The sequence below is a fragment of the Rhodoblastus sphagnicola genome (assembly GCF_002937075.1).
GTDB classification, from domain to species: Bacteria; Pseudomonadota; Alphaproteobacteria; order Rhizobiales; family Beijerinckiaceae; genus Rhodoblastus; species Rhodoblastus sphagnicola.
This window is the reverse complement of the sequence record NZ_NHSJ01000074.1, coordinates 30,177-41,138: the sequence shown is the minus strand read 5'-3', so window position 1 is coordinate 41,138 and position 10,962 is coordinate 30,177. Positions and strand designations below refer to the sequence as shown.

Annotated in this window: 13 protein-coding genes and 1 tRNA gene; 4 read left to right on the top strand and 10 right to left on the bottom strand. The window is 64.1% G+C overall.

Features of this window, described 5'->3' with window-relative positions; genetic code table 11:
- A partial coding sequence (locus tag CCR94_RS12165; protein WP_193938432.1) for a hypothetical protein occupies positions 1–325 on the bottom strand: 325 nt, incomplete at its 3' end.
- A gap of 10 nt (positions 326–335) precedes the next feature.
- On the bottom strand, positions 336–1,571 hold the full coding sequence (locus tag CCR94_RS12160; RefSeq protein WP_104508116.1) for an OmpA family protein: 1,236 nt from the start codon (positions 1,569–1,571) through the stop codon (positions 336–338).
- Between the two features lie 230 nt (positions 1,572–1,801).
- Between CCR94_RS12160 and CCR94_RS12155 the strand changes: the two genes are divergently transcribed.
- Together CCR94_RS12155 and CCR94_RS12150 are read left to right on the top strand one after the other, a co-directional pair.
- Positions 1,802–1,895 (top strand) — tRNA-Ser (locus tag CCR94_RS12155).
- 91 nt (positions 1,896–1,986) lie between these two features.
- Entirely contained in the window at positions 1,987–2,340 is a 354-nt protein-coding gene (locus tag CCR94_RS12150; protein ID WP_104508115.1) for a hypothetical protein, read from the top strand.
- Positions 2,341–2,569: 229 nt separating this feature from the next.
- Here CCR94_RS12150 and CCR94_RS12145 read toward each other — a convergent pair whose 3' ends face one another.
- From CCR94_RS12145 to CCR94_RS12125, 5 genes are all read right to left on the bottom strand, one after another.
- The gene (locus tag CCR94_RS12145) at positions 2,570–3,046 is read right to left on the bottom strand and encodes a F0F1 ATP synthase subunit B family protein (RefSeq protein ID WP_104508114.1); all 477 of its coding nucleotides are present in this window, start codon (positions 3,044–3,046) and stop codon (positions 2,570–2,572) included.
- A 10-nt stretch (positions 3,047–3,056) separates the two neighbouring features.
- On the bottom strand, positions 3,057–3,611 hold the full coding sequence (locus CCR94_RS12140) for a F0F1 ATP synthase subunit B family protein (RefSeq protein ID WP_104508113.1): 555 nt from the start codon (positions 3,609–3,611) through the stop codon (positions 3,057–3,059).
- A gap of 156 nt (positions 3,612–3,767) precedes the next feature.
- Positions 3,768–3,998, bottom strand: coding sequence for a F0F1 ATP synthase subunit C (locus CCR94_RS12135; protein WP_104508112.1), 231 nt, complete (start codon positions 3,996–3,998; stop codon positions 3,768–3,770).
- Between the two features lie 51 nt (positions 3,999–4,049).
- Complete coding sequence (locus CCR94_RS12130) at positions 4,050–4,814, bottom strand: F0F1 ATP synthase subunit A (RefSeq protein ID WP_104508111.1); 765 nt, start codon at positions 4,812–4,814, stop codon at positions 4,050–4,052.
- A gap of 128 nt (positions 4,815–4,942) precedes the next feature.
- Positions 4,943–5,296: an AtpZ/AtpI family protein gene (locus CCR94_RS12125; protein WP_104508110.1), complete on the bottom strand. Its 354-nt coding sequence runs from the start codon at positions 5,294–5,296 to the stop codon at positions 4,943–4,945.
- 424 nt (positions 5,297–5,720) lie between these two features.
- Between CCR94_RS12125 and CCR94_RS12120 the strand changes: the two genes are divergently transcribed.
- Positions 5,721–6,149 (top strand): nuclear transport factor 2 family protein, encoded by a 429-nt coding sequence (locus CCR94_RS12120; protein WP_158254735.1) that lies wholly within the window; start codon positions 5,721–5,723, stop codon positions 6,147–6,149.
- A gap of 33 nt (positions 6,150–6,182) precedes the next feature.
- On the opposite strand, the gene CCR94_RS12115 is transcribed toward CCR94_RS12120, so the two are convergent.
- The gene (locus CCR94_RS12115) at positions 6,183–6,578 is read right to left on the bottom strand and encodes a NifB/NifX family molybdenum-iron cluster-binding protein (RefSeq protein WP_104508108.1); all 396 of its coding nucleotides are present in this window, start codon (positions 6,576–6,578) and stop codon (positions 6,183–6,185) included.
- Between the two features lie 272 nt (positions 6,579–6,850).
- On the opposite strand from CCR94_RS12115, the gene CCR94_RS12105 reads away from it, so the two are divergent.
- Positions 6,851–8,311: a metal-dependent hydrolase family protein gene (locus CCR94_RS12105; RefSeq protein WP_104508106.1), complete on the top strand. Its 1,461-nt coding sequence runs from the start codon at positions 6,851–6,853 to the stop codon at positions 8,309–8,311.
- Between the two features lie 229 nt (positions 8,312–8,540).
- On the opposite strand, the gene CCR94_RS12100 is transcribed toward CCR94_RS12105, so the two are convergent.
- Together CCR94_RS12100 and CCR94_RS24575 are read right to left on the bottom strand one after the other, a co-directional pair.
- Positions 8,541–9,950 (bottom strand): DUF1963 domain-containing protein, encoded by a 1,410-nt coding sequence (locus CCR94_RS12100; protein WP_158254734.1) that lies wholly within the window; start codon positions 9,948–9,950, stop codon positions 8,541–8,543.
- 355 nt (positions 9,951–10,305) lie between these two features.
- Positions 10,306–10,929, bottom strand: coding sequence for a hypothetical protein (locus CCR94_RS24575; protein WP_146089976.1), 624 nt, complete (start codon positions 10,927–10,929; stop codon positions 10,306–10,308).
- Between the last annotated feature and the right edge of the window lie 33 nt (positions 10,930–10,962).

Below are 10,962 nucleotides of genomic sequence, written 5' to 3'. Positions count from 1 at the left end.
CCTCCGGCGGCGCCAGGGCGGGTCCCCCGCCATTCGCCGCCAGCGCGGCGCGGCGCGCGAAAAGCGCGGCGATCGCGGCCCCGCACAGGCAGCCGACCCCATAGGCGGCGGAGGCCAGCACCGCCGTTTCGAGCCAAAGACCCGCCCGGCCGGGCGGCAGGGCCAGGGTGGCCGCGACCGCGCCAAGCGCCAACACGAGCGTCGCCGCGACGCCGCGCCCGCGCCCGACCGAGGCGTCGCGGCGGGCCGGGATGAAGCCGATCGCGACGCCCAGCGCGAAGGCCGCCAGCCACCAGGGAAGAAGGGTCTGCGACAGATAGATCATGGACGCCGCCCTATTTCAGATTGAATTCGATGCGGCGATTCTTCGCCCGGTTGTCGTCGCTGTCGTTGGCGACGAGCGGACGGCGCTCGCCATAGCCCACCGCCGTCAGCCGACGCGGCGCGACGCCGGCGGCGACGAGATAGACCAGCACCGACTCGGCGCGGCGGCGCGACAGCTCCCGATTCTCGCTGACATAACCGATGTCGTCGGTGTGACCGGCCACTTCGAACGCGACGCCCGGACAAAGCTTCGCCTCCGCCGCAACAGCGTCGAGCGTTGCCGCCGATTCCGGCGCGAGCCGGGCGCTGCCGACGCGGAACACGATGGGATGCTCCTTGACCAGGGCGGCCATGCGCGCCTGGCACGCGGCCGCATCGCCGCGCGGTTTTTCGGCAGGCGTTTCGGCAGGCTTTTCCGGTCCTCGCGCGGCGGCCAGCTTCTCGACGCTCGGGGCGCCCGCCGCCTTTTCCTTCGCCGGCGCGGACTCATGGGCGGGCCCCGTCAGTTGCGATCGCGCGGCGAAGCCGTCGGGCAGCGCGCCGATGAATTTGGCGCGAATGTCGTCGGCGAGTTCGGCGCTGGCCGCCTCGCCGCTGAGGCGCGCCGTGCGACCGCGCAGGTGGAGCGCGCCCTCGCGCAGCCGCGCCAACTGGTCGAGTCCGGCCAGCGCCGCTTCGACGAAATCGCGCGGGGCGCCGCTTCCGGCCTGCGTGCGGTCGACCAGTTCGCGGCCGGCGCTCGCCGCCGCCTTGATCCTGGCGTGCGAATCAGCGTCGGGATAGAAGCCGCTCAGCGTGAGCTTGCCGCCCGAGGATTCCGCGCGGAACAGATAGGGCGAAGCGACGGGCGCGACTTCTCCGCTCTTGTCAGCTTGCCCACTCTTCCCACCTTCCCCGGTCTTGCCGCCTTCCCCGGTCTTGACCTGATCGGCCAAAGCGGGCGCGGGCGGGGCCGGCGGCTCGGGGGCCGGCGCTTTCCGCGCGAGCGCATCCTCCGTCTTGCGCACGCCGGTCACGGCCGCCACGCCGGCCAGCGCCGCCGCGCGGGCCTCGTCGCTGGCGATCTCACCCTTGAGGCTGATGTCGCGCCCCGCGACGCGCGGCGTCACGCCCGCGATCTTCACGGCGTCGAGCGCGCCGCGCGCGCGGGCTTCGAGATCGGCCTCGATCCGGCCGGTCTCGACCCAGTTCGCGGCCAGCCACAGGACGGCCAGCGCCAACAGGCCGTAGCGCCATTTTCCCGCCATGAAACCTCCCCGCCATTTCTTAAAGCGGCGCGGGATGCGCCGACATCCAGCCATGCGGATATTTTTAGACGCAACGGCGCCGCCAAACCAGCCGCAATCTTGACGCGGGCGGCGGGCGCAAAACGCCCGCCGCCGACGCGAAATGCTTGCCAAGCGCCTCGGGGTCGGGCATATGTCTGAACATGGTGACCGGTTCGGACAGGCGATGCCCGAATCATGTCTCATACGCTGGAGACGTGGCCGAGAGGCTGAAGGCGGCGGTTTGCTAAACCGTTATAGGGTTGTAAAGCCCTATCGAGGGTTCGAATCCCTCCGTCTCCGCCATCGCTTTTTTCGGCGCCGCCCCTTCCCCGCGCCGCGCCCCACGGAAGGCCGCACACGCATTCAACACCGTCGCACAGGCGGCAGAGCCCTGATGAAACCAGACCTTTTCGCGCTCGTTCCTTTGGTGATTGTGTCCTTTGGCCTCGCGGCCGCCGCGCCCGCGGCGACACCGGCCCCGCCGGCGCGGCCCCCCGAATTCGGCAAGGCCGCAGCGCCCAGCGCGACCACGCCAGAGGCCTGCGCGCCGAACTGCCCGAACGCCGGCGCCGCGACCGGGCGCCAACCGGTCGATGTCGATGTGGGGAGTCTGCAACCCTACAATCTTCCGCCAGCGTCGCGCGAAAGAATGCGCGCCTGCGGCGAGGACTGGCGCGCGCGGAAACTCGCGGGACAGGCGACCGGTCTGACTTGGCGAAGCTTCGCCGAAAAATGCCTGGTGCAATGACCAATCGGTGGAGGGGACGATCGGCATTGACCGCGCCCCCGCCACGCTACCCGGCGCGCGGGTCCACACCGGGCCGTTGGCGAGATTGAGGTCATGCTTGGGCTTGGCCATGCCGAGTCGTTCGCGTCGGCGCTTCCACAAAAAACAATGCTGGACCCAAGGCTTGGACGCGCCAATGAAAAAGGCCGGGGACATGCCCCGGCCTCGTCGATTCGGTTATCTTGAAAATTCAGTTCACCAGCGCCTTGACGCTGGCGATGCCCTGATCGACGAAGGCGGCCTGGTTGCCGGAGGCCTTCAGCACGCTTTCCGCCGCCTTGACGGCGGCGTCGGCCGCGGCGGAGCGGACTTCGGCGATGGCGTTGGCTTCCGCCAGCGCGATCTTGTCGTCGGCCTGCTTCTTGCGGCGGGCGATGTAGTCTTCAAGACGGGCCTGCGCCTCCTTGGCCAGAACCTCAGCTTCGCTCTTGGCCTGGGCGACGATCGCGACGGCCTGCTGTTCGGCTTCCGCCGTCCTGGCGGCGAAGCTGTCGAGCAGGGCTTGCGCCTCGGCGCGCAGGCGCGCGGCCTCGTCCAACTCGTTCTTGATGCCGTCGATGCGGGCGTCCAGCGACTTTCCAATCCATTTGGGCAAGCCAATGTAAAGGAAGAAAACCAGCAACAGCGCCGCGCCGAGCAAGAAATAGAATTCAGCGTCAAATTCCATTTTCCGCTCCTCAGGCTTTCGCGGCTGCGACGGCCGCGACGACCGCCTTGGGGTCGGCCGAAGCGCCGGTGACATGTTGCAGGATGGCGTGGGCGACCTCGACCGCGATGGCGTCGACATTGGCCATGGCGGCGGTCTTGGTTTCGCCGATCTTCTTTTCCGCCTCGGCCAGCTTGGCGCCGAGTTCGGCTTCGAGCTTGCCGCGGCTGGCGTCAGCGGCGGCGGCGGCGGCGGCGTGGGCCTGCTGGCCGAGCGCCTGCGCCTTGGCCTTGGCCTTGGCGAGCGTCTTCTCATGCGCGGCGGCGGCGGCGGCGGCGTCTTCCTGCGCCTTGGTGGCGGCCTGGAGATCGTCGCTGATCGTTTGCTTGCGGATCGCGAGAATGCCGGCGACGCGCGGCAGGGCGATCTTCGCCATCAGCAGATAGAGCACGCCGAAAATCAGCGCCAGCCAGATCAGTTGGGGCGCGAAATAGGTCGAGTCGAAGGGCGGAAACACATCTTCGTGGGCGGGACCGGCGGGAACCTCGGTTCCGGCGGCGAGCCCTTCAGCGCCTTGCGTGGCCATAGACGTTCCTTGGGTCCTTGAGAAGCGTTTTCAAGCGAAGAGAAGCCGGTTCGCGTGAAGAAAACGCGTGGAAACGAAAGACCGGAGCGTGTTTGGCGGCTCGTCAAACACGCTCCAGGAAAGGCGCGCCCCGGGCGGAACCGGGGCGCGAAAAAATCACTTCGCGACGAACAGCAGGATCAGCGCGATGAGGAAGGCGAAGATGCCCAGACCTTCGGCGAGCGCCGTGCCGATGAACACGCGGCCGAACTGGCCGTCCGAGGCCGACGGGTTGCGCAGCGCGCCCGACAGGAAGTTGCCCCAGATCACGCCGACGCCGATGGCGGCCGCGCCAACGCCGATCGCCGCGAGGCCGGCGCCGATAAGTCTAGCTGCTTCAGAACCCATCATAAGACTCCATTTGGTATTGTGGGCGACTCTTTGTTGTTAGGTCGATTATCAGTGGCCCGGGTGAAGCGCGTCGTTGAGATAGACGCAAGTGAGAACGGCGAACACGTAAGCTTGCAGCACCGAGACCAGCAGTTCGAAAGCGGTCAGCAGGGTGATGCCGAGCAGCGGCAGCGGCGCGAGAAAGGCGTAGCCGCCGGCGCCGAGCAGCATGACGCAGAAGCCGCCGAACACGGCCAGCATAATGTGGCCCGCCAGCATGTTGGCGAAAAGACGAACCGAGAGCGAAACCGGCCGCGAGATGAAGGACAGGATTTCGATCGGAACGATGAAGATGGACATGATCGGGCCGACGCCCGACGGCTTGAACAGGCCGAAGAAATGCAGGCCATGCTTGTAGATGCCGTAGCCGATCGACAGGAAGATGATCGAGAAGGCCATGCCGGCGGTGATGATGATCTGCGCCATCACCTCGTAGGTGTAGGGCCACAGGCCGATCAGGTTGCAGGCCAGCACGAACATGAACAGGGTGAAGACCAGCGGGAAGAAGCGCATGCCGGCTTCGCCGCAGGTCTGGCGCACCATGTCGGCGGCGAATTCGTAGGCCAACTCGGCCGAGGTCTGCAGGCGGGTCGGAATGATTTTCCTGCCGGAGGTGCCGATCAGCATCACCACGATCACGGCCAGCGCGCCCAGCGCCATGAACAGCGCCGAATTGGTGAAGGAGGCGTCCACCCCGAACAGATCGAGCGGCTGGATGACCTTGATGTGAAACTGGTGGATGGGATCGACCGCTGAGGCGCCGGCTTCCGACATGTTCCGTCCTTCAATCTTCGCGGGCGAAACCCGCCGTCCTAGTCATTACGGCGGAAGATCCGCCAAGCCCGTCACTTTGACGGGAAACCCGCAAGCCCGTCATCGCGACGGGAAACTCTCCAACCCTGTCACGGCGGCGGCGGATCGCCGTCGCGTCGCGCTGGCGGCGCCGCCAGCCTGTAGACATTGTTGAACCCCGCCGCAATACCCAATCCCAGGAACAGGATGAGCAGGAACGGGGTCGTCCCCAGCCAGACATCGAGGCGCCACCCGATCAGGGCGCCCACCACCGTGGCGGCGACAAATTCCGTCAGCACGCGAAAGCCGAGGCTCATCGCCCGCCCGAGGCTCTTGCTGGACGTCTCGACCTCGGAGCGGCGGCGCTCGTCGACCTTGTCCGCATCGCGTCGCCCCTGAAGGTCGCTCGCCAGCTTGGCGAGCCGCGCCTTCATGTCCTCGGCGTCGTCCGACCCGTCCCGCATGGCGTCCCCGTTCGACCGGCGAATATCGCGATCGGCGAATATCGCTTTTCAGGAGAAGGCGCGCCGACGGCCGCCTCGACAGCAGAAGGTCGTTTGAAGCGCCGTCCGATGGGACCGGACCCGGAACGCCTGCGCGCCCCGCCCTTCTTGAACCGGGCGCACCATATTGACGCGACTTTCCGCTGTCAAGATAAAGGCGGGATTTCATCTTATGAATTAATGCGTTGATTTGACTTATAAAAACGCATCTTCGTCCCGCAGGGGCCAAAGGTCTGACGCGGGCTGACGCAGGCCTGGCGATTCGCCTTGCAAGAAAAGAAGCAAGCGCGGGCGCGCAAACACCGCGTCCAACGCCTCTACCCAAGCCATGGTCCTACGTATAAACGAGACGCAAGGACGATCAGAAACGCCGGACCCCCAAGCCATGCGTCACGAAAACGATCTCGACGGCGGCGATTCAATCGCCTCGATCCGCGAACTTGTCTTCCATGCTTATGCCACGCGCTTCGATCTCGACGTTTTTCTCGGCTTCTTTCACGACGATGCCGTTTTTCACATCGTCGGGCGCGTTCCCAACTATCCTTTCAGCGGCGATTACGCCGGCAAGGCCGCGATTCGCGCGGCGCTCGAACGAATCGACGGCGAAATCGAACAGACGAATGGAGAGTTGCTCAACGTACTGGTCGAGGGCGACGCCATCGCCATCCGCCGTCGCAACACGCTGCGCCATCGCGGCACCTCCGCCAGAATCGATGTCATGGTCGGCAATTTGATCAAGTTCAGGGACCGGAAGATGACCGAGCTCTACGAATATGTCGATACAACCTGGCACGCCAAACTGACCGGCGATTGAAGCCGCCGGCGCGCGGTCAGCGGTTCGACCGCCTCAATGCCGCGAGAAGAAATCGCGCAGCTTGCACAGGCTCGTCGTGATGTCGAACTTCTGGTCTGGCAGGTGTTCGCCCGCAATCAGTTTGGTCAGGGCGAGCGCGGGATCGGGTTCGCCGGTGAGTATCACGTCGGCGCCGCGCTTCTTCATGTGCCTGACAAAGCCGTCGCCGGCGCTGCCGGCGATCATCACCTCCACACCGTCGAGCGGATGCGGGGCGTCTTCGTCCTCGATGTAATGCGGCGTCTGCTCCTTGGCGAGCGTGACGCGCGCCGGTTCCGGCAGCGGCTCGCCCGGCGTGTGACGGCTAAGATCGTAAACCAGCCATTGCCGCGCCTGGCCGGCGTGGCCGCTGACTTCGGAAAATTCTTTTGTCGCGATGGCGACTTTCATGGCGTCTTGCTCTCTCTTGTGTCGCAATCGGGCCGGGACGCTTGGCGCGGCGCGGCTTTTGCGCGATTTGAGCATATTCCGCGCCAGATGGCGGACACAACCCGCGCGCGGTGCGGCCGGCCGCTCGGCATGAGCGCCGAGGCATGAGCGCCCGGGGCGATTTGCTTCGCCTCACCACGGATTTTTGTATCGCGGCCGACATGTTCGTGCGTCAGAATCGACGGCGCGGGCGTTTGGCATGAAGTGAATTTCATCTGGAAAAGGCGATTGCGATGCGCGCAGGCGGTAAATATCAGCATCTTGTCCAGAATCGTGGCTGTCCGTGCTGCGATCCGCGTCTGGTCACTTTCACTCACCGCGCCACCACCGAACTGTCGCGGCGTGGCTTCGTGATCGGCGCCGGCGCTGTCGCCGGCGCCTTGAGTCTCGGCGAAACGCCAACGCCTGCGCGCGCGCAACCGGCAAAACCCTCCGCCATCCTGTTCGAGAATGTACGCATTTTCGACGGCAAGGCCGACAGGCTCTCGGGTCCGTCCTACGTGCTGGTGGTCGGCAATCTCATCCAGACCATCTCGGCCGCGCCGATCGCCGCGCCCGCCGACGCCACCCTGATTCGCATCGACGGCAAGGGCCGCACGCTCACCCCCGGCCTGATCGACGCGCACACCCACATCATGTTTTCCACCGTGCCGCAGAGCGTGATCCTCACCTCGGATGTCGGCTTCATCCATGTCGCGGCGGTCAAGGCCGCCCATGACATGCTGCTGCGCGGCTTCACCAGCGTTCGTGATCTCGGCGGACCCGTGTTCGGACTGAAACGCGGCATCGATTCCGGGCTGGCGGTCGGCCCGCGCATCTGGCCGGCGGGCGCCTTCATTTCGCAGACCGGCGGCCACGGCGATTTTCGCATGCCCAACGATTTTCCCGCGCGGCCTGGCGACTACACTTTTTCCGAACGCGCCGGCGGCTCCGCCATCGCCGACGATCCCGGAACGGTGCGCAAGCGCGCCCGCGAGCAACTGGCGCTCGGCGCCTCCCAGATCAAGCTGATGGCCGGCGGCGGCGTGGCTTCGCCCTACGATCCGCTCGACGTCACCCAGTTCACGCTGGAGGAAATGCGCGCCGGCGTCGAGGCGGCGGAAAACTGGGGGACCTACGCCACCGTCCACGCCTATACGCCGCGCGCCGTGCGTCAGGCGGTCGCGGCCGGCGTGCGCTGCATCGACCATGGCCAGTTGCTCGACGAGGCCACCGTGGCGCTGCTGGCGGAAAAGGAAATCTGGTGGAGCCTGCAGCCCTTCCTCGACATCGGTCCCAGCGCCTTCCCCGAGGGCTCGCCGAATGACCGGAAGCAGCAGGAAATGTATCGGGGCACGGACAACGCCTATCGCCTCGCCATCAAGCACAAGGTCAAGACCGCCTGGGGTACGGATATCCTGTTCGACCCCAAGGCGGCGGCGATGCAGGGCGAGAATCTGACGCGGCTGTTGCGCTGGTATTCCGCCGCCGAAATCTTGAAGTTGGCGACCTCGACCAATGCCGAACTTCTGGCGCTTTCGGGCCTGCGCAGTCCCTATGAAGGCAGGCTCGGCATCGTCCAGGAGGGGGCGCTGGCCGATCTGCTCCTGATCGACGGCGACCCGCTCGCCGATTTAAAACTGTTCGAACAGCCGGAGAAGTCTCTGCTGGTGGTGATGAAGGACGGCAAGATCTTCAAGAACATCCCGCTGTAGGAGTCGAAAACCGACGGCTAGAGCGCATTCGGTGAACACTTGTTCCTTGCTTATCCGGTTAACGCATACACCTACTATATGTAGAGGGATCGCGCGCTTGGGCAAAGTGCTTGGGCAAAGACAGAGAGCGGCGGTTTGCGGGCGTAGGCCGAAGGGAAGCAATGCCCTGCCAAGCGGACCCTGCCAAGCGCGGCCCCCGCGTCCAACGGAACGCAATCACCGCCGGCGATCACTGTTCGATCCAGGCTTCCAGCTTGTTGAAGCGGTTGCGGCGCAACGCGGAGGGCGAAGTCGTCACGAAGAGCGTTCCGGCGTCGTGCCAGGACCAGCCCATCGCCGCGTCGGTCGCCAATTCAATCAACAGCGTCAGTTCGAGCGGATTATCGCATTGCCCGGAGGCTGGAATCCCTCCCATGCGATGCGGACGATCCAGTTTCCGCAGCTTTTCCTCGATATCCCGGAGGCGCGCGCCCGCCAGCGCGGGATGCCGCTGTCCGCGCGCGTAAAGGTCCAGCACGTCTTCGCGTATGGCCATGTCGAGGCGGTTGTACCAGCGCACGACCTGACACTCGGCCTTTTCGGGAACACCCTCCGCCGCGACCCAGCACGTGCTCTTGAAGTCTTCCATGCTCGCCCGAATGGCGCACCATTCTGCCTCCGGAAGAGGCGCGTCGAGGTCCTGCGCGAGGATGCGGTCCATCAGGCGCGTGAGCAGGGCTCGCAGTTCGGGTATCAACGCCAGATGCGCCTCGCCCAGGCTCTTGATCTCGGCGTTCAGGCTCGCCTCGCCCTCGGGACCGGGGTAGGCCCGGTGAACGTCTTCCCAGCGAGCGCGGGCTTTGTCCAGCCTTTCAAGGCTGCTCTCGTCATCCGCCACAAGCGCCTTCAGGACAGAGCCCCCCACGCCCTTGTCGAGCCTTTTCTGGTTCTTGTCGCGGTTCTCCTGGAGTTTCGCTCTCGTCTTGTCCAGCGCCTCAAAGCAGCGTTCGATCCACCCCTGGTCGAACTCCGGCGGCTCGAACAGCACGCCCGCGTTGTCGATGTTGCGTTCGACATTCTCCGCGCTGACGTCATCGGCGACGCCTTCGACGACATAGAGCGCCCCACGCCAGGTGAGCGGGCGGTCGAGGTCGATGCCGCCATGAAGTTTGATGGAGTGTTCCGACACGGGCTCCTGGTAAAGGCCCTCCACCGAAAACATCAACGGAGCTTCCCTGACGACGACATCGACCGGCCATTTGCGCCAGAGTTTCGGCACGCCGGGCCGAAACTCCGGCTTGGCATAGCCAATATAATCGCTCATCACATGACGGACGGTGGGAAGATCTTGCGGGGGCTCATGCTCGACGCCGAGCTCCGTGGTGTGCAGAACCTGCACCATTCCGCGTTCGGCTTCGTCACTGTATTGGAATTTCAGGATTTCCACGAACAGCAGCAGCCACCCCTGGCGCGGGCCCTGCCCAAACCAGAGAGCCGCCGGGAGATCGGCGCAGGCGATTTGCGCGACGAAATGCAGCGGAGCGCCTTCGGGGTCGCGCGGCCATTTCATTCCCTTCGGCATCATCGGCAAGCCGCCGAGCCAGGATCGCGGGGCTTCATCGAAACGGATGGGGATTTGCCGCCTGAGGGTGACAGACATCGGAATGTCCAAAACCTCTGGTTCTTCCGAGCTGTTCAAAGAACTCATCTCGCAATCTCTTTCATCGAAGGACAACGCTTGAACCCTAACGCGCCTGGATTATTGCTACGTTAAGTAAAGCCGACGACCATGTCGGCAATCGAACACCGAGCCGTCGTTCATGAAAGCATGCGAACGTCGCCTTCGAGCCGGACTCGGTCGGTCCGGCGGTCTCGATCTGGCTCGCCTCCCCTCTACATGTTGTGGGTGTATGCGTTAACCGGATAGGCACGACTTGTTCACCAAATGCGCTCTATTTTTTTGTTTTTACGCATTTTCTTCACGCGAACTGGCATCCACTTCGCTTGAAAATGCTCTAATCCTTCCAATGTTCAATTTCCGCCAGGAACGCGCCGGCATCAAGTTCGCCGCGATCGAGCAACACACAGGCCACATGCTCGATCAGCGCGCGATAGCGATGGCACAACTGGCCCGCGCGCTTCGCGATGGAGTCGGAGAGTCTTGTTACTGAAGGCCCATCTGGATTGAGCGCATGCAATTCTCTTGCGATCAACTCAACGGTTTTCTTGTCGAACTCATCTCCGGTCTCAAGGTATTGTCCGACAAACGCACAGCCGCCCTCTGCTATGACGCCGCGCCGAAAAAGGTACTTCCAGTTGTTCCTGAAACGCTTGAGTTCAGAAAACCTGTAATCGGCTTCGCCGCCTAATACACTCAGAAAAAGGTGGGTGACATTGTAGCCAAAATGATACGCCAGAACTGCGTGCGCGGCCTCATGCAACGCCATGGCGATTTGTTGCCCAAGCGGGCTTTTGGAAGAAAGAGATTTTCTTTGGGTTGCGCTCAACGTTCTCATTTTTATCGTTCTATAAAATATTTTATCAGTTCGCCTGAAATTGCGGTCAATCATAACTATGGAATGAGGCGGCCATTGGGTCAATGTCGGGCGGCGCAAAATCAGACCAAGAAGAGCCGTCATGAGCCGGTTCCCGCCCGCAAGAGGGCGTCGCGT

What these genes read in the sequence shown, in the direction of transcription:
- CCR94_RS12105 (WP_104508106.1), top strand. Translation starts at nt 6,851, where the DNA reads ATGCGCGCAGGCGGTAAATATCAGCATCTTGTCCAGAATCGTGGCTGT.
- CCR94_RS12145 (WP_104508114.1), bottom strand. Translation starts at nt 3,046, where the DNA reads ATGGAATTTGACGCTGAATTCTATTTCTTGCTCGGCGCGGCGCTGTTG.
- CCR94_RS12130 (WP_104508111.1), bottom strand. Translation starts at nt 4,814, where the DNA reads ATGTCGGAAGCCGGCGCCTCAGCGGTCGATCCCATCCACCAGTTTCAC.
- CCR94_RS12135 (WP_104508112.1), bottom strand. Translation starts at nt 3,998, where the DNA reads ATGGGTTCTGAAGCAGCTAGACTTATCGGCGCCGGCCTCGCGGCGATC.
- CCR94_RS12150 (WP_104508115.1), top strand. Translation starts at nt 1,987, where the DNA reads ATGAAACCAGACCTTTTCGCGCTCGTTCCTTTGGTGATTGTGTCCTTT.
- CCR94_RS12140 (WP_104508113.1), bottom strand. Translation starts at nt 3,611, where the DNA reads ATGGCCACGCAAGGCGCTGAAGGGCTCGCCGCCGGAACCGAGGTTCCC.
- CCR94_RS12160 (WP_104508116.1), bottom strand. Translation starts at nt 1,571, where the DNA reads ATGGCGGGAAAATGGCGCTACGGCCTGTTGGCGCTGGCCGTCCTGTGG.
- CCR94_RS12115 (WP_104508108.1), bottom strand. Translation starts at nt 6,578, where the DNA reads ATGAAAGTCGCCATCGCGACAAAAGAATTTTCCGAAGTCAGCGGCCAC.
- CCR94_RS12100 (WP_158254734.1), bottom strand. Translation starts at nt 9,950, where the DNA reads ATGTCTGTCACCCTCAGGCGGCAAATCCCCATCCGTTTCGATGAAGCC.
- CCR94_RS24575 (WP_146089976.1), bottom strand. Translation starts at nt 10,929, where the DNA reads ATGACGGCTCTTCTTGGTCTGATTTTGCGCCGCCCGACATTGACCCAA.
- CCR94_RS12120 (WP_158254735.1), top strand. Translation starts at nt 5,721, where the DNA reads ATGCGTCACGAAAACGATCTCGACGGCGGCGATTCAATCGCCTCGATC.
- CCR94_RS12125 (WP_104508110.1), bottom strand. Translation starts at nt 5,296, where the DNA reads ATGCGGGACGGGTCGGACGACGCCGAGGACATGAAGGCGCGGCTCGCC.